Below are 20,634 nucleotides of genomic sequence, written 5' to 3' on the forward strand. Positions count from 1 at the left end.
GCGCTTCACTGCGTGAAGGTGCGTTGGTCTGTCCCGCAATGCTTCAGGTCACCGCGTGCTTCTGGTTGAACTCGGGCCGGCGCCATTCTTCGCTTTCCAGCACCTGCTGCAGCTGGTCTACCGCATTCCACACGTCTTCATAGCCCAGGTACAGCGGCGTGAAGCCAAAGCGCAGGATGTCCGGGTGCTGGGCGCCATTGCCAGCACGGTAGTCGCCAATCACGCCACGGGCGATCAGCGCCTGCACGATGGCGTAGGCACCTTCGGCCTTGCTCAGGCAGACCTGCGAGCCACGTTGGGCGTGTTCGCGCGGAGTTGCCAGGCCGAGCCCGTGGCCGGCGCAGCGCTGCTCGACCAGTTCAATGAACAAATCGGTCAGGGCCAGCGACTTCTGGCGCAAGGTCTGCATGGCGCTCTGGTTGGGCACGATGCGGCCGGCCGCGTCGAACACATCCAGCCCGCATTCCAGCGCCGCCAGGCTGATCATGGGCTGGGTGCCGCACAGATAGCGCGTCACGCCGGGGGCCGGCCGGTAGTCGGGGGTGAACTCGAACGGCGTGGCGTGGCCCCACCAGCCGGCCAGCGGTTGCCAGAAGCGCTCGGCATGCGCAGTGTTCACCCACACAAAGGCCGGCGCGCCGGGCCCCCCGTTCAGGTATTTGTAGCCGCAGCCGACCGCGAAATCGGCCTTGGCAGCCGTCAAATCCACCGGCACGGCGCCGGCACTGTGTGCCAGGTCCCATAGCATCAGCGCGCCGGCCTCGTGCGCCGCTTGCGTGACGGCCGGCATGTCGTGCATGGCGCCGGTGCGGTAGTTCACGTGGGTCAGCATCAGCACCGCGACCTGCGGAGTCAAGGCGGTAGCGATCTCTTCGGGCTCGACCAGTTGCAGCGTGAAGCCATGCTGGCGGCACAGCGATTCGGCGATGTACAAATCGGTGGGGAAGTTGCTGCGCTCGCTGACCACCAGCTTGCGTTGCGGCGCATCGGTAGCCGCCATGTTCAGCGCGGCGGTCAGCACCTTGAACAAATTGACCGAGGTGCTGTCGGTGGCCACCACCTCGCCCTGGCCCGCACCGATCAGCGGTGCAATCTGGTTGCCCAGGCGCTGCGGCAGGTCGAACCAGCCGGCGCTGTTCCAGGACTTGATCAGGTCGGTGCCCCACTCCTGCGTCACCACCTGGGCGACGCGGGCGGCCGTGGCCGCGGGCAGCACACCCAGCGAGTTGCCGTCCAGGTAAATCACGCCGGGCGGCAGGCTGAAATGGGCGCGCAGCGGCGCCAAGGGGTCCAGCGCGTCCAGGCGCAGGCAGTCATGCAAAGTCGTCACGGTTCTTCCTTCTCAGATTCAAAGTGAGCGCAAAACAGCGCGCACGGGGGATGCATCGGCGGTCATCAGCTTCAGCGGCAGGGCGATGAGTTCGTAGTCGCCCTCGGGCACGTCATCGAGCACCAGGTTTTCCAGCACCCGCAGGTTCAGACGGCGAATAGTCTGGTGGCTGTCCAGGGTCTTGCTGTCAGCCGGGTCGATGCTGGCGGTGTCGATGCCGATCAGCATCACGCCCAGCGCGGCCAGGCGCTCTACGGTGTCGGGGGCATAGGCGGCCAGGTCGCCATCCCAGCGGTCCACCGGCATGTGCTGGTAGGTGCGCACCAGCACACGGGGAGGTAAGTGCGGCGGCAGATCCTGCACGGCATGGGCCAGATGCTCCCACAGCACTAGCGGGCCACGGCCTATGCAGTGGATGACGCGGCAGGGGCCGAGATACGGTGCAAGATCGACGGCACCAATCGCCTGGCCCTGCGGGTCGTAGTGCAGCGGCGCATCGGCGTGGGCGCCGACATGGGGCGATAGGGTCAGCGCGCTGACGTTGACCGGGCAGGCCGGCGAGATGCTTGCCGTCCACTGCTGTTGGTACGGTGTATCACCCGGAAACACCGGGCTGCCAGGGGCGATGGGGGGTGAAATATCCCAGAGGTTTTGCATAGTGCGGCGAAGGTATCACCGCTAAAAACCGCGTGGTGTCGGTTATTTCCAACAGCCGGTAAATTCTGAAACCCGGCCCGCATCGGCAAGCCGTGGTGCGCGAACGCTACTGTGCCGCCAGGGCATTTCATATACAAAAATAGCTTCTAGCGCAGGTATTACCTGCGCGAGAAGCTATTAAATAAATAGCACCCAGCCTGCCGGCCAGGTGGCTTGCAACTTATGCCACCCGTCCGAGCAGCAGGTATTCCATGAGCGCCTTTTGCACATGCATGCGGTTCTCGGCCTCGTCCCACACCACCGACTGCGGGCCGTCGATCACATCGGCTTCGACCTCCTCGCCGCGGTGCGCAGGCAGGCAGTGCATGAACAGCGCGTCGGGCTTGGCAGTACGCATCATTTCCGTATCCACGCACCAGTCGGCAAAAGCTAGTCTGCGTGCCTCGTTCTCGGCCTCGTAGCCCATGCTGGTCCACACATCGGTGGTGACCAGGTCGGCGCCAGCACAGGCCTGCATCGGGTCTTTAAAGACCTTGTAGCTGTCGCTGGAACGCAGGCCGGCCACGGACTGGTCGACCTCGTAGCCGCTAGGGGTGCTGACGTGCACGGTAAAGCCCAGGATCTCGCTGGCCTGCAGCCAGGTATTGGCCATGTTGTTGCCGTCACCCACCCAGGCCACCGTCTTGCCGGCAATGCTGCCGCGCTGCTCGATGTAGGTGAAGATGTCGGCCAGGATCTGGCAGGGGTGGAACTCGTTGGTCAGGCCGTTGATGACCGGCACGCGCGAATGCTCGGCAAAGCGCTCGATCTTGGTCTGCTCGAAGGTGCGGATCATCACCAGATCGACCATGCGGCTGATGACCTTGGCGCTGTCTTCGATGGGCTCGGCCCGGCCCAGCTGGCTGTCGCCGGTGGTCAGGTGCACCACGCTGCCGCCCAGCTGGTACATGCCGGCTTCGAAGCTCACGCGGGTGCGGGTGGAGGCCTTTTCAAAGATCATGGCCAGCGTACGGTCCACCAGGGAATGGTGTTTTTCGTAGGACTTGAACTTCTTCTTGATCAGCGCCGCACGCTCAAACAGGTAGGCGTATTCCTCGGCGCTGAAGTCGCTGAATTGCAGGTAGTGCTTCATACGGGTTCTGCCAAAAATTGCTTGACCAAGGGACACAGAATGCCAACCAGTTCATCGGCCTCGGCGGCCGTCATGATCAGCGGCGGCACCAGACGGATCACGCTGTCGGCGGTGACGCTGATCAGCAGGCCGGCATCCACCGCACGCTGCGCCAGCACGCCGCAGGGGCGGACCAGCTGCACGCCAATCATCAGGCCCTGGCCGCGCACTTCCACGAAACCTTCCACACCGGCCAGCTCACGGCGCAACGCCGCCTGCAAGTGGGCGCCAACCGTGGCCGCGTTCTCCAGCAAGCCTTCTTCTTCCATGATGCGGATGGTTTCTACCCCGGCGCGCATGGCCAGGGGGTTGCCGCCGAAGGTCGTGCCATGGTTGCCGGGCTGGAAGATATGGGCGGCCTTGGGGCCAGCCACCACCGCACCCACCGGTACGCCCGAGCCCAGGCCCTTGGCCAGCGGCATCACATCGGGCTTGATGCCCGCCCACTGGTGGGCAAACCATTTGCCGGTACGGCCCATGCCGCACTGCACTTCGTCGATCATCAGCAGCCAGTCGCGCTCATCGCAGAGCTTGCGCACCTGCTGCAGGTATTCGATGCGCATGGGGTTCACGCCACCCTCGCCCTGGATGGTCTCGAAGAACACCGCCGTCACATTGGGGTTGCCCTCGGTGGCCTTCTTCAAGGCCTCGATATCGTTCAGCGGCACGCGGATGAAGCCTTCGACCATGGGGCCAAAGCCCTTCTGGATCTTCTCGTTGCCGGTGGCGCTGAGCGTGGCAATGCTGCGGCCGTGGAAGGCTTTTTCATAGACCACGATCTCGGGGCGCTCGATACCCTTGTCATGGCCGAACTTGCGCGCCAGCTTCAAGGCGGCTTCGTTGGCTTCCAGGCCGGTGCAGCAGAAAAACACATTCGTCAGGCCCGACAACTCCACCAGCTTGGCGGCCAGCTTTTCCTGGTTGGGCACATGGTAGTAGTTGCAGCTGTGGATGATCTTGGCGATCTGGTCCTGCAGGGCTGGCACCAGCTTGGGGTGGTTGTGGCCCAGCGTGTTGACCGCGATGCCGCCCAGGCCGTCCAGGTAAGACTTGCCGTTCACATCCCACACTCGCACGCCTTGGCCATGCGACAGCGCAATCGGCAGTCGGCCATAGGTGTTCATGGTGTGGGGTGAGGAAGCCTCAATGAAAGCGGTCATGCAGTTCTCCAAAATAAACGGGGATTCAGGGTCAACAGAACCGCTGAAACGCAATTTTAGGCGTAGAGATTGCACGGTTTTTTGACAATTGCGCATTACTGCAATGCCTGGCGGCCTGGATAGACCCCACAGAAAAGCCTCAAGTCTTATATAAGATACAATTCTTGTGCAGTGCAACAGAGCACCGCAAACAGGCCTATTGCCGCTATGATCCGGTCCATTGCTGCCTCGCAGAACTCCCATCTGGGATGCACCAAACCCCTACTCAAAAGCCCCACCTGATGGTTTCCAAAGCTGCCAAAGAAGTCTTTATCCAAGGTGTCACGAGCAACGGAAAAACCTTCCGCCCCAGTGACTGGGCCGAGCGCCTGGCCGGCGTGTTGAGCCAGTTTCGCCCCGGTGGTGCCCAGCCCGGCAGCCACCTCAGCTACTCCCCCTGGTGCGTGCCCACCACCATCAACGGCATCAAGTGCGTGATCCTGAACCACGAACTGCGCGACTACGACGTAATGGCCTGGGACTTCGCCATCAATTTCGCCCGCGACAACGGCCTGCAAGTAGCCGAAGCCTGCCTGATCCCCGACGCCACGTCCAAATAAAGCGCTGACTGCCCCTCACCGGGGGCATGCAACACAAAAACCAAATTCCATAACGAAAAAACCGCCAGAGCTTGCGCTCTGGCGGTTTTTTGCTGTGCTGGCAGCGCACCCACAAAACGGCGGACTAACTAGCTCACGCTAAGCAGTCCGGGCGGTTTGCTTAAAAAATTAAGCAGCTACAGGTGCGGCGCCCAGCGCCTTCACCTTGGTGCTCAGACGGCTCTTATCGCGAGCTGCCTTGTTCTTGTGGAAGATGCCCTTGTCGGCAACCGTGTCCACCACAGCTTGCATCTTGGCAAACAGTTCGGTGGCTTTGGTCTTGTCGCCAGCGAGAACGGCTTTTTCAACGTTCTTCACAGCGGTACGGTATTTGGAACGCAGCGAGGTGTTCGCGGCATTGATCTTGATGTCCTGGCGGACGCGCTTGCGGCCGGAGGCCAGGCGGGGGTTCTTTTTCTTAGGCTTGGTTGCCATAATATATTCCTTAGGTGTTAGAGGATGTTGCCAGCAAAGCCCACCATTATAGCAGGCAGCAGAACCCCAGACAGCCAAGCCCATCTGGCGGGCTACACTCGCCGGGTGAGCCTCTTCAAATCTGCATCCACCATCTCCCTTCTGACCCTGGCCTCCCGCGTGGGCGGCCTGGTCCGCGACCAGCTATTTGCCGCCACCTTTGGCGCCAACGCCATGACCGACGCGTTCTACGTGGCGTTCCGCATACCTAACCTGTTCCGCCGCCTGTTTGGCGAAGGCGCGTTCAGCCAGGCCTTTGTGCCGGTGCTGGCGGCCAGCAAGGCCACCCATGGGCAGGACGCCACCAAGCAGCTGATAGACCACGTGGCCACCTTGCTCACTTGGGTGCTGGCCATCACCTGTGTTCTGGGAGTAATAGGGGCGCCGCTGCTGGTCTGGGGCATGGCCGGCGGCCTGCAGCAGGAGCCACAAGCCTATGCGGCAGCCACTGTGATGACGCGCTGGATGTTCCCCTACATCCTGTTCATCTCGCTGGTGTCCATGGCCTCCGGCATTCTGAATACCTGGCGCATCTTCGCCGTGCCGGCCGCCACGCCGGTGCTGCTGAACATCGCCATGATCGCCGCGACCTTCTGGGGCACGCCCTGGTTCCGCAACCACGGCATAGAACCTATTTACGCGCAAATCATCGGTGTGATGCTGGGCGGCCTGCTGCAGCTGGGAGTACAGATTCCCGCCCTGAAACGCCTGGGCCTGTTTCCAAGCATAGGCATCAGCTGGGCTGCCGTGCGCACTGCCTGGGCGGATGAAGCTACCAAAAATGTAGCAAAACTGATGGTGCCTGCGTTGCTGGGCGTGGGTGTGGCGCAGATTTCCATCTTCATCAACACCCAAATCGCTTCCCGCCTAGCGCCCGGCAGCGTGAGCTGGATCAGCGGCGCCGACCGCTTGATGGAATTCCCCACCGCCATGCTGGGCGTGGCCCTGGGCGTGGTGCTGATGCCCCAGCTGGCCGGTGCTCGCGCGGCCAACGACCCCAAGCAATATTCCGCCATGCTGGACTGGGGCCTGCGCCTGGTGGTGCTGCTGGCCGTGCCCTGCTCGGTGGCGCTGCTGACCTTTGCCACGCCGCTGGTGGCCGTCATCTTCCATTACGGTGTGTTTGCCGAAAGCGATGTGGAACAGACCGCCCGCGCCCTGATGGGCTGGGGCGTAGGCCTGCTGGGCGTGGTGGCCATCAAGGTGCTGGCCCCCGGCTTTTATGCCAGCCACAATATGAAGACGCCAGCCCGCATTGCGGTGGCTGTGTTGGTGATCACCCAGCTCTTCAACTTTGCGCTGGTACCGGTATTCCAGCACGCGGCGCTGACCTTGTCGGTCGGCCTGGGCGCGATGGTGAACGCCAGCTGGCTGCTGATTGGGCTGCGCCAGCGCGGCAGCTACCAGCCTCTGCCGGGCTGGTGGAAGTTCATTCTGCAGGTGCTGGCGTCCAGCGCCTTGCTGGCAATCTTCCTGCTGTGGGCGGCAAATGCCGTGCCCTGGACCCACTACCAGCACGCAAAATTGGAACGAATTGGGCTTCTAGCGCTGGTATTACTTGCGTCAGCAGCTATTTATTTCGTAGCACTATGGGCATCCGGCTTAAAGATACGTAAACTTCTGCGGCATTGAGTCCGGTAGCTTGACGACGCCCCCACGCTCCACTACAAAGACGTTATGCAGATCCGCTTCGAAGCACCCACCGCACTTGAATACTTTGCCTCGTTGGTGCAAAGCGACGAACAACTGCCCCTGCTGGAGGCCGCGGCCAGTCTGGCGCAAGACGAATACCCCGAATTGGACATGGAACAGGTGCTGGGCGATATGGACCAGCTGCTGGCCCGGCTGAAGCGCCGCCTGCCGCCCGACTCCGCCCCGTTGCAGCGCCTGCGCTCGCTGAATCAGTTCTTCTACCGCGATCTGAACTTTGGCGGCAACGTCAACGACTACTACGACCCCGACAACAGCTACCTGAACGCGGTGCTACGCACCCGCCGAGGCATCCCCATCTCACTGGCCGTGCTGTGGATGGAGCTGGCCCAGGGCATAGGCCTGGCGGTGCGTGGCGTGGCCTTCCCCGGCCATTTCATGGTCAAGGTCAACCTGCCCAAGGGTCAGGTGGTGATGGACCCATTCACCGGCCAGTCGCTGAGCCGGGAAGAGCTGTCCGAGCGGCTGGAGCCCTTTATCCGCCATAACGGCCTGGTGGACGACTTCGAAGCCCCGCTGGGCCTGTACCTGCAGGCCGCACCGTCGCGCGACATCCTGGCCCGCATGCTGCGCAACCTGAAGGACATCCACACCTCGCAAAGCGACTGGGTCCGCGCGCTGGCCGTGCAAAACCGCCTGATCGTGCTGCTTCCCGAAGCCTGGAGCGAATACCGCGACAGGGGCCTCGCCCACGCTGCGCTGGGAAATAGCGCACAGGCGGTACTGGACCTGGAGAAATACCTGATCTGCTCGCAGGACGCGCTGGACCTGGACAGCATCTCCGAGCGCTTGAGCAGCCTGCGCCGCGCCCGCAACTAGGCGTAACTCCAGCACACCGGTCCATGCCTCACGCCGCCAGCGCCTGGCCTCACCGTGGGCTACGTCGGCTGGACCTTTGGCTGCAGCGCACCACCCAGGCCGCTGCCCTACTCGTGCTGCCGCTGGCCGTGCTGCTATGCCTGCAATGGCCTTTGCGCGATGCCATCCACGCCTATTCACGCGAAGCCAATGACATGGCCCAGCTGCTGTTTGGCATCTACGTCAGCATCGCCATGACGGCCGCCACCCGCAGCCACGCCCATTTGACACCCGAGGTGCTGGCCCAGCACTACCCTGCCAGGCTGCGCCAACGGCTGCTGCGCTGGGCCAGTGCAGGCCTGGTGCTGCCCTGGGCCGGCTTCACCATCTACACCGCCGCTCCCATGGTGTGGCAGTCGCTGCGCCAACTGGAAGCCTTTCCGGACAGCTTCACGCCCGGCTACTTCATCCTGAAAATTGGTGTGCTGCTGCTCGCCGGGCTGCTGGTGCTGCAAACCATCGTGGACCTGTGCCTGCCCCCAACGGCGCAGCCCGCTGATTGATGGGCAATACCGGTCTGTGGATGCTGCTGGCCACGGCCATCGCCATGGCGACCAGCGGCCTGCCGGCCTGGGTGGTGCTGGTCGGCACCGCCACCCTGTTCTCGCTAGGCGGCCTGCTGACGGGCGCCCTGGCACTGCCCCTGTTGTACGCCCTGCCCTTGCGTCTGCTAGGCCTGCTGGAGCACGACCTGCTGCAAGCTCTGCCACTGTACGTGCTGGCGGGCGCCCTGCTGAACCGCCTGCCGCTGATGGACATCCTGTTCCGCGTGGCCTTGCGTTTGCTGCACCGCACACCGGCCGCGCCGTATCTGGCCGGCATGGGCCTGGGCGCATTGCTGGCCCCCATGAACGGCTCGGTAGGCGCCAGCATCAGCATGCTGTCGCGCGCCGTGGGCCAGCGCCTGGCGGCGCAGGGCGTAGCGGCCGAGCGCAGCGCGGCCCTGGTCTGCAGCGCCAGCACCCTGGGCGTAGTGGTGCCGCCCTCATTGGTGCTGATACTGCTGGGCGACGCCATGATGCGCGCCCATACCGAAGCAGTGAACAGCACCGGGCAGATGGTGCGCATACTCAACACCCAGGACGTATTCCACGGTGCGCTAGGCCCGGCCGTAGCCCTGGCACTGCTGTTTGGCGCCGTGGCCTGGTGGCGCAACCGAGGTGCTGCGCCTGAGCCAATCGGCCCAGCGCCCGCCGTGAGCAACAAGGACTGGCTGCTGGCGATGGCCAGCGTGGCCGGCATCCTGGCGCTGCTGGTATCTGTAACGCTGGGCTATCTGTATGCGGTGGAAGGCGCGGCCACCGGCACCCTGGTGCTGCTGCTGGGCGGCGTGGCATCGGGCAGCCTGACGCGGCCAGTGTTCAAGGTCATTCTGCAGGACACGTTGGCCATCAGCGGCTCGCTGTTTGCGCTGCTGGTAGCAGCCACCAGCTATACCCTGGTACTGCGCGGCTTTGGCTCGGATGTATGGATGGCCGATGCGCTGCAGCACCTGCCCGGCGGCGCCTGGGCTGCTACCTGCGTCAGCCTGCTGATGCTGCTACTCAGCGCCTTCATCCTGGATGCATTCGAGATCATCTTCGTCATCATCCCCATCACCATGCCGCCGCTGCTGGTGTTGGTACCGGACGCCACCTGGGTGGCCGTGCTGGCCCTGCTGGTGCTGCAAATGGGCTTTTTACTGCCGCCGTTTGGCTACGCCATCCTGATGGCCGGCAGCGTGCTGCGCCAGCGCCTGTCCATGCGCGCGCTCAGCCGGGCCCTGTGGCCCTATCTGCTGGTGCAGGCTGCGGTGATCGCCGCCGTGCTGCTATGGCCACAGCTGGTGTGGCATGGCGATAACGCCAGCACCGAACCCCAGCTGTCCGAGCAGGAAGTCCAGCAACTGCTGGAACAACAGCGGCTGGACAGCGAGAAGGAATAGGTTGGATCAGTGCGCCAGCGCCATGACCGCGCGCTTGCGGTACAGCACCAGGGTGGCAATCAGCCCGCACACGGCGGCAAACGACATCCACATGGCCGGCGCGGCCTTGTTGCCGGTGGCCTCAATCAGGCCCGTGGCGATGGCCGGAGTAAAGCCGCCAAAGATCGCCGTCGCCAGGCTGTAGGCCAGCGAGAAGCCCACGGTACGCACCTCCACCGGCATCACCTCGGTCAGCGCCACCACCATCGCGCCGTTATAGCTGGCGTACAGGAAGGACAACCACAGCTCCACCGACAGCATCTTGGAGAAGCTGGGGTCGGCCGTCAGCCAGGCCATGGCCGGGTAGGCGCTGACGATGGTCAGCACAGTAAAGAAGATCAGAATCGGGCGCCGGCCAATCCGGTCCGACAGCGCGCCCATCACCGGCAGCCAGATGAAGTTGGAAATGCCCACGCACAGGGTCACCACCAGCGCGTCGGTGGTGCTCAAGTGCAGCACGCTTTTGCCGAATGTGGGGGTGTAGACCGTGATCAAGTAGAACGACACCGTGGTCATGGCCACCAGCATCATGCCGGCGATCACCAAGCCCCAGTTGTCCAACATGGAGCGGAAGATGGCGCGCGTGTCAGGCCGGTGCTTGCGCTGCTTGAACTCCTCGGTTTCCTGCAGCGAGCGGCGCAGCACGAACAGCACCGGCACGATCAGGCAGCCGATGAAGAATGGTACGCGCCAACCCCAGTCGCCAATCTGCAGCGGCGTCAGCCAGATGTTCAGCGCATAGCCCAGCGCAGCGGCGACGATGATGGCCACCTGCTGGCTGGCAGACTGCCAGCTCACATAAAAGCCCTTGTGGCCCGGCGTGGCCATTTCGGCCAGGTAGACCGATACGCCGCCCAGCTCTACGCCCGCCGAGAAGCCCTGCAGCAAGCGCCCTGTCAGCACCAGGGCCGGCGCCAGATAGCCGATGCTGGCATAGCCGGGCACACAGGCGATCAGCACGGTGCCGGTAGCCATCAGCGCCAGGGTCACGATCAGGCCCTGCCGCCGCCCCACACGGTCCACATAAGCGCCCAGGAAGATGGCGCCCAGCGGCCGCATCAGAAAGCCCGCGCCAAAGGTCATGAAGGTGAACATCAGCGACGCAAACTCATCCGCCGCCGGGAAGAAGGTCTTGGCAATGTAGGTGGCGTAAAAGCCGAACAGGAAGAAGTCGAACATCTCCATGAAGTTGCCACTGGTCACCCGTAAAACGGTGCCGAACTTCGATGCAGAGGGAGCGGTGGAGGTACTCATGCGGGGCTCTCGAACGGTGGCGGTATGCGCCATCCGTAGCGGGGAGGCGACATTACAGCGCGATTAATTGTCTAGACAATTTTATCGGCGCACCCGCCAAACTACCCGGCCGTTACCCCAAGTACACAAGACTTTACCTACTCCCGGACCGGGGGCGTATCGGCCAGAAATAGCGCCTGCAAATCGCTCAAAAAGTCGAAACCACGCTCGGTGGGCCGTACGCGTACACCGTCGCGCTGCAGCAGGCCCTTGCTCTCGCCCTCGGCCAGCCCCTTCTGGATGCGGGTCAGTGGCAGGCCGGTCCGCTCGGTGAACTGCGGCAGCTCGAAGCCTTCGCGCAAACGCAAGGCGTTCAGCATGAATTCGAACGGCAGCTCGGCGCGCGCAATGTCTTCGTCCTGGGTCACGGCATTGCCGGCCAGCGCGTTGTCCATGTACAGCTTGGGTTCGCGAAAGCGCACCTGGCGCACGATGCGGTGGGCAAAGCTGAGCTTGCTGTGCGCGCCCGCGCCAATGCCCAGGTAGTCGCCAAACTGCCAGTAGTTCTGGTTGTGCACGCAGGCGTGGCCGGGCAGCGCGTAGGCAGACACTTCGTAGCGCTGCATGCCGGCGGCCGTGGTCATCTCGGTGATCTTGTCCAGCATGTCGTAGCCCAGGTCGTCCTCGGGCACCTGCGGCGGGAACTTGGCGAAATAGGTGTTGGGCTCGATGGTCAATTGGTAAATACTGATGTGTTTAGGCCCCAGCGCAAGCGCTGTCTGCATATCCCGCTCTAAATCCTGTAGCGTCTGACCAGGCAGCGCGTACATGATGTCGAGGTTGAAGGTATCAAACGACTGGGCCGCCTCCTGCACCGCTGCCAGCGCCTGGGCGCTGTCGTGGACACGGCCCAGGGCTTTGAGGTGCGCGTCGTTGAAGCTCTGTACCCCCACCGACAAGCGCGTCACGCCGGCGCTACGGTAGGCGCGGAAGCGGTCTTTCTCGAAGGTGCCAGGGTTCGCCTCCATGGTGATTTCACAGTCCGGCTCCAGCCGCAGTCGGGCGCGGATGTCGCCAATCAGCCGGTCTATCGCCAGCGGCGAAAACAGGCTGGGCGTGCCGCCGCCTATGAAGATGCTGTGCACCGTGCGGCCCCAGACCAGCGGCAGCGCGGCCTCCAGATCGGCCATCAGCGCATCGATGTAGCGCTGCTCGGGCACTTCGTTCGTGGGAACAGGAGCAGCCAGGCTCGCGGCCGGGTGCAAAGTCTGCGCGCCATCGGCCCGCAACTCATGCGAGTTGAAATCGCAGTACGGGCATTTCTTCAGGCACCAGGGCAGGTGCACATACAGCGACAACGGCGGCAGCGCGGCCAGCTGCAGCAGGCCGGGGCGCATGTAGTGCTGCAGGTCTTTCATGGCAACCAGCGCTCACGCATCAGCGCCAGCATCGCGCGCGAGGACTGGCCGCGGTGGCTGTTGGCGTTTTTCACCTCGGGGCTGAGCTCGGCAAAGGTCTTGCCAAACTGCGGCAGAAACATCACCGGGTCGAAGCCAAAGCCATTCTCGCCCTGCGGTGCACGGGTGATCTCGCCCACGGCACGGCCGACAGCGATCAGCGGCTCCGGGTCTTGCGGGCTGCGCACGGCCACCAGGGTGCTGACCAGCGCGGCGCGGCGGTTGTCGATATGCGCCATCTGCTCCAGCAACGCGCGCACATTGTTGTCGTCGCCCTTGGGGTAGCCAAACTGGGTGGCGTAGTACGCCGTCTGCACGCCCGGCAGGCCGCCGAACGCATCGACGCACAGGCCGGCGTCGTCGGCCACGGCGGGCAGGCCGCTGTGCTCGGCTGCGTGCCGGGCCTTGGCCAAAGCATTCTCAACAAAGGTATGGAAGGGCTCTGCCGCCTCGGGAATACCCAAGGTGCCCTGCGCCACCAGTTCCACACCCAACGGGGCGAACAGGGCTTGCAGTTCAAACAGCTTGCCCGCGTTATTCGATGCCAATACGATTTTCATAACAAATAGGCCTCTAGCGCTTATTCAATCTGCGGTAGCAGCTCTTAATTCAATAGCGCCTGCTGTTGCAGGGCCATCAGTTCCACAATGCCTTTTTCCGCCAGATTCAGCAGCGCGTCCATCTCGGCACGCGTAAAGGGCACGCCCTCGGCCGTGCCCTGCACTTCGACGAAATGGCCGGCGCCGGTCATCACCACGTTCATATCGGTGTCGCAGGCGGCATCTTCGGTGTATTCCAGGTCCAGCAGCGGCGTGCCGTCCACGATGCCGACCGAGATGGCGGCCACGCTATGGGTGATGGGCGTGACCTTGATCTTGCCGGCCTGCAGCAAGGTGCTGACCGCGTCCTGCGCCGCAACAAAAGCGCCCGTAATGGCGGCGGTACGCGTGCCGCCGTCGGCCTGCAGCACGTCGCAGTCCAGGTGGATGGTGCGCTCGCCCAGTAGCTTCAGGTCAAACACAGCCCGCAGGGACCGGCCGATCAGGCGCTGGATCTCCTGGGTGCGGCCGGTTTGCTTGCCGCGCGCGGCCTCACGGTCGCTGCGGCTGTGGGTGGCGCGCGGCAGCATGCCGTATTCGGCGGTCACCCAGCCCTCGCCGCTGCCCTTCTTGTGGCCGGGCACTTTCTCTTCCACGGAGGCTGTGCACAGCACCTTGGTATTGCCGAACTCGATCAGCACCGAACCTTCGGCGTGGATGGTGTAGCCCCGGGTGATGCGCACCGGGCGCAGCTGGTCGGCGGCACGGCCGCCATTACGGACAAATTCAGTCATGGTCTGGTTCCAAAATGGGTGATAAATGTGCCCGCTCCATCCCAGGGAAGACCGTGGGACCGGCTCCGCCGGGCTCCCGGCCCTGCACCCATGGCGGGTATCAGCCTCGTTTGATCGCAGAACGGCGGATGGCTTCGTTGATCTCGGCAATCGAGCGTTCTATGGCAGCGTCGTCCAGCTCATCCAGCCCGCTGCCGGGTCCGCTGGCCTGAATGGACGAAGCAAACACGCCGTCCTGTATGGATTCGGTGGAAATGCCTCGCGTGGACTCAAAGGGGTCCGGGGTTTCCCACTCGATCGCCATTACGGTAACGTTGTCGCTGGTGGCGCCCGCCTTGCGCAGCGCCTGCTCCACCAGATCGGGTACGGCCTCGGACACCGGTGACTGGCTAAGAACGCGCACGATGTCTTCGTCCGGCAAGCTATCCCACAGCCCATCCGAGCACAGCATGATCTTGTCACCCTGGTGCAGCACGATAGGCCCGGTGATATCGAACACCGGCCGCACCGACGCGCCCAGACAGGTATAGAGCACGTTGCGGTTCACCGGCCCGGGGGGCGTGCGTCCATCGGAACGGCTTTGCTCGGCATAGGAGTGGTCGCGGGTGCGGGTGAGCAGCAGGCCGTCGCGCACCACATACAGGCGCGAATCGCCGCAGTGCACCCAGGTCGCCGTGCTGCCCTGCACCACCGCCGCCACAAAAGTGGTGCGTGGTGAATCCAGCATGCCGGTACGGCCCGCGTAACGCAATATCTGTTCGTGCGCTGCCAGAATGGCTGCGGTCAAAAACTCGGTGACATTGGGCAGCGAAGGCTGGGCTTGCTTCTGGTACAGCGCGGAGGCGGACTGCAAGGCCAGCTGTGCCGCCACCTCGCCCTCCGGGTGGCCACCCATACCGTCGGCCAGTAAAAACAAACCGGACTCGCGGGTGTAGCAATAGCCCATGCGGTCTTCATTTTTGGCGCGACCGCCCTTGCGGCTGACCTGGAATACAGAAAACTTCACTTGGGTGTGGCGCCGATGCCGGTGGCATCACGCACGTTCTTTTTGGTATCAGACACCAGGGTGTCGAACTGCAGGCGCAGCTTTTCAGCCACGGACAACTTGGTATAGCGGCGCTCGCCTTCGCGGCTGAGCTCTTTTTGCAATGCAAAGACCGACTGCGGCCGCGACAACGGGTCTACCGACATGCACCATTCCACCACCTCGATGAGGTTGTCGGAATAGATGCCGCGCAGACGCGACAAGGCCAGGGCCAGGCGGTCTTTCTCCAGGCGCTGCGGCGCCTCGTTCGGCGGATAGCCCTGCATACAGGCGTAAATGCAGGCGCCGATGGCATAAATATCGGTCCACGGGCCCATGGAAGCGTCGCGCCGGTACATCTCGGGGGCGGCAAAGCCGGGGGTGTACATGGGGCGGATGAAGTTGCCTTCCTTGTTCAGCACTTCGCGGGCCGCACCAAAATCGATCAGCACCGCCTTGTTGTCGTCGGTGATGAAGATATTGGCGGGCTTGATGTCCAGGTGCAGCATCTTGTGCTGGTGCACGATGCGCAGGCCGCGCAGGATCTCGTCGAACAGGCTGCGGATGGTGGATTCGCGGAACACCTTCTGCTTGCGCAAATCGCGCGAGGTGATGATGAAGTCCTGCAGGGTCGCGCCCTCCAGGTAGTTCATCACCATGTAAACGGTTTCGTTCTCGCGGAAGAAATTCAGCACGCTGACCACCGAGGGGTGGGAAATCTGCGCCAGCGAGCGGCCTTCTTCGAAAAAGCTCTTCAGGCCCAGGCGGTAGAGCGACAGCTTTTCGGGTGGCACCTGGGGTAGCAGCTCGCCAGCGGCACGGGTCGCCAAAGACGAAGGCAGGTACTCCTTCAGGGCCACCTGCCCGCCTTCGTTATCGCCGGCCAGATACACCACGCCGAAGCCGCCGGAGGACAGGCGCCGGACAATGCGGTAACCCCCTACAACAGTGCCTGGCGGTAGCGTGGCCGGTTTGATCTTGGACATAAATTTGGTGGGGAGAGCGGCTCTGCAACGTAACCCAGTTATTCTCGGGCCATTGCAACGATAAGTACCATCTAATGCCAGTTTACAGCATGACCGGCTATGCCAGTGCCCAGCACAGCAGCGCCGCCAACACCCCGGAATCCGAATCCAAAAGCAACTCCGCGCGCCGCCTGGGGCTGGAAATCCGCTCAGTCAACAGCCGCTTCCTGGACCTGACCTTCAAGCTGCCCGACGAGCTGCGCAGCCACGAACCCGCGCTGCGTGAGCGCGTTATGGCCAAGCTTAAGCGCGGCAAGGTGGAAGTGCGCGCCGCTATCGAAAACACCGCCAGCGGCAGCCTGCCCGACCCGTCGCCACGTTTGATGCAGCGCGTGAATTCACTGCAGGACTCGGTCAAGGCCTGGCTGCCCCAAGCCGCGCCGCTCAGTGTGGCCGACGTGATCCGCCTGGCGTCCAGCGAGCAAGGTCCGGCCCACGACTGGGCCGACGACCTGCTGAACCTGTCCGACACGGTGCTGGCTGCGCTGGTGGAAGCCCGTCAGCGCGAAGGCGACCGGCTCGCCACCATGCTCAAAGGCCATATCACCCAGCTGCGCGCCCTGGCCCAGAAGGCCGTGCCCCTGGTGCCCCAGCTGGTGGAGCAGCAGCGCCAGCGTTTCCTGGAGCGCTGGAAGGAAGCCATGGCGCTGACCGATGGCGCCACCCTGCCCGAAGCCGCGCAAGATCGTGCGCTGACCGAGGCCACCTCTTTCGCCATCCGCATCGATGTAGCCGAGGAACTGACCCGCCTGCACTCGCATCTGGACGAGATGGAACGCATCCTGAAGAAGGGCGGCGAAGTCGGCAAGCGCATGGACTTCCTGATCCAGGAACTGCACCGCGAAGCCAACACCATGGGCAGCAAGTCCGCCGCGCTGGAGCTGACCAAGATTTCCGTGGATATGAAGGTGCTGATCGAGCAGATGCGCGAGCAGGTGCAGAACGTCGAATAAGCAACAAAGAACTATCTACCCCATGCACCGCCCATGGGGTAGGTTTTCAACCCTGGATATCAGAAGTTGATTTCGGCACTGGCGTGCAGGGTACGTGGCGCACCCTGGATCAGACCGTAGCCCCAGCTGCCCAACCAATATTTGGTGTTGGTGAGGTTGGCTACGTTGGCCCGGAAGGTCACTTCCTTGCCGTCCAGCTTGGTCACGTAGCGGGCACCCACGTCATACAACTTGTAGCTGCCCAGCATATGGGTGTTGCTGCTCTCCAGCGCCTGTTGGCCCACATGGCGAACGCCGCCCGACAGCACCAGACCCCGCATCTGCGGCACCTTGTATTCCACTTGCAGGCTGGCCGTGACATCCGCCACATTTTGGGCACGCTTGCCATTGACTGTCGAGTCGTCGCTCTTGTTGCGGCTATTCATCAGCACCGTGCTGCCCATCAAGGCCCAGTCGTGGGCCAGCTCTGTACGGCCGGACAAGTCCAGGCCCTGGTAGACCAGACCGCCCTCCTGCACATAGACATTGCTGCTGTTGGTGTACTCCAGCCCGCGCTCGATACGGAATAGCGCCGCCTCGGTGGACCAGCCCTTGCCCTCTTTCTTCACGCCGATTTCGTACTGTTTGCTCTTCAGCGGGCCAAAGGTTGCGTTGGCGTTGGTTGTGGTCAGCGGAGCCGTGCCGCCCTGTTCCAGGGATTCAACATAGCTGGCGTAATACGACAGGGTGGCGTCCGGCTTCCAGATCAAGGCCAGCGTGGGGGACCACGCAGACTTGGCATAGTGGTTTGCCAGAGAGCCATCGGTATCGTAGTTGTAGGCGTTCTGGGTGTAGTTGCTGTGGCGCACGCCGATGATGCTGCTCCACTGCGGAGTCCACTGGATGGTGTCGCTGGCGAACACGCCCACATCGCGGGTGTTGGAGGCCTCTCCCAGGGTCTGGTCCACCGCATTACCTGGGTTGGCCAGCGCCACAACGTGGTACAGGTTGTTGGTGCCCAGGGTGTCGTCGCCAAAGTTCACGCCGTTGATGCGCTTGCCGCGCTGGATGCTGGTGCCAAACGTCAGGTCATGGCCGATGGAGCCGGTTTGCACTTTGCCGGTAAACATCAGGTTCGCCGCATCGCTTTGCTGTTTGCTGTACCAGCGGTACAGATCATCGGTGTAGTTGCCCGCGTTGTCGGTCACCGTGAGAAAGCTGTCGTAATTGGTGCGCGTCTGGCGCATGCCACGGTAGCCTACGCTCATGTCCCAGTCCTTGGCGAAGTTCCAATGCAGCTCGGTGCCGATGGTCCCCATCACGGTCTGGTGGTAAGTGAAATCCTGGCTCAAAGCCTGGCTGCCGTCCACCGGCGTGGGCGTGGACACACCGTCGGCCAGGGAGATGGCAAACAAGGAACTGTTCACCTTACGCTTTTGGTACAGGCCGTCGATGGACCACTGCAAAGTAGGCGTCAGGCGCACGTCGAAAGCCGCTGAGACCGAATCCCGTTTGATGGGGGAATTCAAATAGGTGTCACCACCTTCATGCACGGCGTTCACACGCAGCCCCATGCGCTCGTCTTCGCCAAAGCGGCGACCAATGTCAGCCTGCAGCACATACTGGGACTCGGTGCTGTAGCCCAGCTTGACCGACGACACCGGATTTTTGCCCGCGCGCTTGGTTTGGTAGTCGGCAATACCGCCGGGCGAGCCGAAGCCATACATAAAGCCCGACAGGCCTTTGAGCAGGCTGATCTGCTCAAAATGCTCCAGCGGCAGATCCATGTTCCAGACCACCGTGTTCAGGCCGTTGATCTTGATTCCGTTCAGCATGTCCAATGGCAGGCCGCGTATGGCGATCTGCGAGTTCTCGCCCGAAATACTGTTGTTCAGCGCGGATACGGCGGCATCCGCCTTGAACGCCTCGGCCAACGTCGTGGCCTGCTGGTTGGCGATGAACTCCTTGGTGGCAACACTGGAGGAAAAGGGGGTGTCCAGCAACTCCTTCGTCCCCAAGGCCCCTGCACTGCCTACCGAAGCGCGGTAGCTAGGAATAGCCGTCTCGCCCTCTTGCACCGACTTCACCACCACCGCGGGCAGCGTACCTTCCTGCGCATACGAGGAGGCCGACAAGCTCAGCAAAGCCAGGGCCAAGGGCGTCAAGCAGGCCCGCCCAGCGGGTTGGCGGACATCCAACAAGGGGTTCATAGTTCCATTTCTCCTGATTCAAACAGACAAGCAACAAAAAGTGAGCGCCTGAAGCAGGCACTCACAACGCGAAAAAAGAAGAAAGCGGCTAGAGCCGCATCACACGGCGACCGGCAGCGCCGCTTTGGCGCCTGGCACCGTGCGGCTGCGCTCCGGCCGGTCTGCCAGCATCGATTCCAGAATTTCCACGGAACGCACGGCCAGCACCGACAACAAGGTATCGCTCAAGCCGTGGCTGTCTTCACAGCAACCTTGCAGGTAAATCCGGGGCAAGAAGTTCTTCGTGGTATGCAGGCGGTAGTCACGCCCCACGGTGTAGCCATCGGATATGTATTCGGCCAAGCCGCCCAGCAAGCGTTTATGGTCGTCGCGCCGGTAGCCGGTGGCCAGCACCACGGCATCGAATTCGGCTTGCTCCGTCGCCCCGCTGGTCTGGTGGCGTAAAGCCAGCTGGATGCCCGTACCGGTGGCACGCGCCTGCGTCACCTCCTTGCCGGACCACAGCTGGCAGCGCTGCACACCGCGCACCCGCTGCTCGTACAGCAGCTTGTAGATTTGCTGGATCAGGTCCAGGTCCACCACCGAGTAGTTGGTACTGCGAAAGCGCTCCAGCGTGGCGCGGCGCACGTCCTGCGGCTGCTGGTAGATAACGTCGGTAAATTGCGGATGGAAGATCTCGTTCACGAACGGGCTGTCGTCCGCCGGCATCAGCACATCGCCACGGGTGATCAAGGTCACCTCGGCATCGCCAAAGCGCCCTACCAGATCCAGGTACACCTCGGCCGCGCTCTGCGCACCGCCCAGCACCGCAATGCGCCGCGGCGTGCCCTGGCTGTGCACCAGGGCATCCAGCCGCTCCAGATAGTGCGCGGCATGGAACACGCGGGCGTCTTGCAGCGCTTCAAAAGCGGCCGGAATCGCCGGCACGCCGCCAATGCCAAACACCATATTGCCCGCCGTGCGCGCGTAGCTGCGACCGTCCAGACCGCGTGAATGCACGCGCAAACGGGTGATCTGCTCGCCTTCACGCACCGGCTCCACATCCACCACCTCTTCGCCGTAGTGGCAGAGATGGTCGAAGTGCCCGGCCACCCACTGCAGATAGTCGTTGTACTCAATACGCGAGGGAAAGAAGCTCTTCAAGTTGATGAACTCCTTGAGCCGCCCTTTTTCATGCAGGTAGTTGATGAAGGTGAAGTGGCTGGTCGGATCGCGCAGCGTGGCCAGGTCCTTGAGGAAGGACACCTGCATGTCGCTGCCCTCCAGCAGCATGCTGCCGTGCCAGACGAACTCCGGCTTCTTTTCAATAAAGCAGCAGTCCAGCGCCTTCTTGCGCGGATTGGCCGACTCTTCCATCGCCAGGGCGATGGCCAGGTTGGACGGACCAAAACCAATACCAATGAAATCGTGCTCGACGCTAGAAATACCCATGTTCATCCTTTTGCCAAAAATAGGCAGG

19 protein-coding genes are annotated in these 20,634 nt (G+C 62.9%); 6 read left to right on the plus strand and 13 right to left on the minus strand.

Annotated elements, in window-relative coordinates; genetic code table 11:
* Positions 1-43: 43 nt before the first annotated feature.
* The 4 genes from kynU to AC07R0_RS17980 all read right to left on the minus strand — a co-directional run bounded on the left by kynU (position 44) and on the right by AC07R0_RS17980 (position 4,318).
* Positions 44-1,330 carry a kynureninase gene (gene kynU, locus AC07R0_RS17965; protein WP_495105844.1) on the minus strand — a complete coding sequence of 429 codons (1,287 nt, stop codon included), beginning with the start codon at positions 1,328-1,330 and terminating at the stop codon, positions 44-46.
* Positions 1,331-1,348: 18 nt separating this feature from the next.
* Positions 1,349-1,987: an arylformamidase gene (gene kynB, locus AC07R0_RS17970; RefSeq protein WP_495105845.1), complete on the minus strand. Its 639-nt coding sequence runs from the start codon at positions 1,985-1,987 to the stop codon at positions 1,349-1,351.
* Between the two features lie 220 nt (positions 1,988-2,207).
* On the minus strand, positions 2,208-3,119 hold the full coding sequence (gene argF, locus AC07R0_RS17975) for an ornithine carbamoyltransferase (protein WP_495105846.1): 912 nt from the start codon (positions 3,117-3,119) through the stop codon (positions 2,208-2,210).
* Positions 3,116-4,318, minus strand: a complete 1,203-nt coding sequence (locus tag AC07R0_RS17980) for an aspartate aminotransferase family protein (protein WP_495105847.1) — start codon at positions 4,316-4,318, stop codon at positions 3,116-3,118. Before AC07R0_RS17980 ends, argF begins: the two co-directional genes overlap by 4 nt.
* 281 nt (positions 4,319-4,599) lie before the next feature.
* On the opposite strand from AC07R0_RS17980, the gene AC07R0_RS17985 reads away from it, so the two are divergent.
* On the plus strand, positions 4,600-4,917 hold the full coding sequence (locus AC07R0_RS17985; protein ID WP_495105848.1) for a DUF3579 domain-containing protein: 318 nt from the start codon (positions 4,600-4,602) through the stop codon (positions 4,915-4,917).
* Positions 4,918-5,085: 168 nt separating this feature from the next.
* Here the strand turns inward: AC07R0_RS17985 and rpsT are convergent, their stop codons facing one another.
* Positions 5,086-5,391 (minus strand): 30S ribosomal protein S20, encoded by a 306-nt coding sequence (rpsT, locus tag AC07R0_RS17990; RefSeq protein WP_490592706.1) that lies wholly within the window; start codon positions 5,389-5,391, stop codon positions 5,086-5,088.
* A gap of 105 nt (positions 5,392-5,496) precedes the next feature.
* Between rpsT and murJ the strand changes: the two genes are divergently transcribed.
* Genes murJ through AC07R0_RS18010 form a run of 4 tightly spaced genes read left to right on the plus strand, consistent with a single transcriptional unit; the run spans position 5,497 to position 9,922 of the window.
* Positions 5,497-7,062 (plus strand): murein biosynthesis integral membrane protein MurJ, encoded by a 1,566-nt coding sequence (murJ, locus tag AC07R0_RS17995; RefSeq protein WP_495105849.1) that lies wholly within the window; start codon positions 5,497-5,499, stop codon positions 7,060-7,062.
* A gap of 45 nt (positions 7,063-7,107) precedes the next feature.
* A complete protein-coding gene (locus AC07R0_RS18000) occupies positions 7,108-7,959 on the plus strand; it encodes a SirB1 family protein (RefSeq protein WP_495075069.1) in 852 nt (283 codons plus the stop codon).
* 23 nt (positions 7,960-7,982) lie between these two features.
* Entirely contained in the window at positions 7,983-8,501 is a 519-nt protein-coding gene (locus AC07R0_RS18005; protein WP_495105850.1) for a C4-dicarboxylate ABC transporter substrate-binding protein, read from the plus strand.
* Positions 8,501-9,922, plus strand: coding sequence for a TRAP transporter large permease subunit (locus AC07R0_RS18010; RefSeq protein ID WP_495105851.1), 1,422 nt, complete (start codon positions 8,501-8,503; stop codon positions 9,920-9,922). The genes AC07R0_RS18005 and AC07R0_RS18010 overlap by 1 nt, the downstream gene beginning before the upstream one ends.
* Positions 9,923-9,928: 6 nt before the next feature.
* Here AC07R0_RS18010 and AC07R0_RS18015 read toward each other — a convergent pair whose 3' ends face one another.
* The 6 genes from AC07R0_RS18015 to AC07R0_RS18040 form a co-directional block, all read right to left on the minus strand.
* Positions 9,929-11,215: an MFS transporter gene (locus AC07R0_RS18015; protein ID WP_495075072.1), complete on the minus strand. Its 1,287-nt coding sequence runs from the start codon at positions 11,213-11,215 to the stop codon at positions 9,929-9,931.
* 137 nt (positions 11,216-11,352) lie between these two features.
* Entirely contained in the window at positions 11,353-12,612 is a 1,260-nt protein-coding gene (hemW, locus tag AC07R0_RS18020) for a radical SAM family heme chaperone HemW (protein ID WP_495105852.1), read from the minus strand.
* A complete protein-coding gene (gene rdgB / locus AC07R0_RS18025) occupies positions 12,609-13,211 on the minus strand; it encodes an RdgB/HAM1 family non-canonical purine NTP pyrophosphatase (RefSeq protein ID WP_495105853.1) in 603 nt (200 codons plus the stop codon). Before rdgB ends, hemW begins: the two co-directional genes overlap by 4 nt.
* A gap of 44 nt (positions 13,212-13,255) precedes the next feature.
* A complete protein-coding gene (rph, locus tag AC07R0_RS18030) occupies positions 13,256-13,984 on the minus strand; it encodes a ribonuclease PH (RefSeq protein ID WP_495105854.1) in 729 nt (242 codons plus the stop codon).
* A gap of 100 nt (positions 13,985-14,084) precedes the next feature.
* Positions 14,085-14,990 carry a PP2C family protein-serine/threonine phosphatase gene (locus AC07R0_RS18035; protein ID WP_495075076.1) on the minus strand — a complete coding sequence of 302 codons (906 nt, stop codon included), beginning with the start codon at positions 14,988-14,990 and terminating at the stop codon, positions 14,085-14,087.
* Entirely contained in the window at positions 14,987-15,994 is a 1,008-nt protein-coding gene (locus tag AC07R0_RS18040; RefSeq protein ID WP_495075077.1) for a serine/threonine protein kinase, read from the minus strand. The genes AC07R0_RS18035 and AC07R0_RS18040 overlap by 4 nt, the downstream gene beginning before the upstream one ends.
* 74 nt (positions 15,995-16,068) lie before the next feature.
* Between AC07R0_RS18040 and AC07R0_RS18045 the strand changes: the two genes are divergently transcribed.
* Positions 16,069-16,986: a YicC/YloC family endoribonuclease gene (locus AC07R0_RS18045; RefSeq protein WP_495095888.1), complete on the plus strand. Its 918-nt coding sequence runs from the start codon at positions 16,069-16,071 to the stop codon at positions 16,984-16,986.
* A 59-nt stretch (positions 16,987-17,045) separates the two neighbouring features.
* On the opposite strand, the gene AC07R0_RS18050 is transcribed toward AC07R0_RS18045, so the two are convergent.
* Both AC07R0_RS18050 and AC07R0_RS18055 read right to left on the minus strand, forming a co-directional pair.
* Entirely contained in the window at positions 17,046-19,175 is a 2,130-nt protein-coding gene (locus AC07R0_RS18050; protein ID WP_495105855.1) for a TonB-dependent siderophore receptor, read from the minus strand.
* 99 nt (positions 19,176-19,274) lie between these two features.
* Positions 19,275-20,606 carry a lysine N(6)-hydroxylase/L-ornithine N(5)-oxygenase family protein gene (locus tag AC07R0_RS18055; protein WP_495105856.1) on the minus strand — a complete coding sequence of 444 codons (1,332 nt, stop codon included), beginning with the start codon at positions 20,604-20,606 and terminating at the stop codon, positions 19,275-19,277.
* Positions 20,607-20,634: the final 28 nt, after the last annotated feature.

Source organism: Rhodoferax sp. GW821-FHT07F03 (assembly GCF_059418745.1).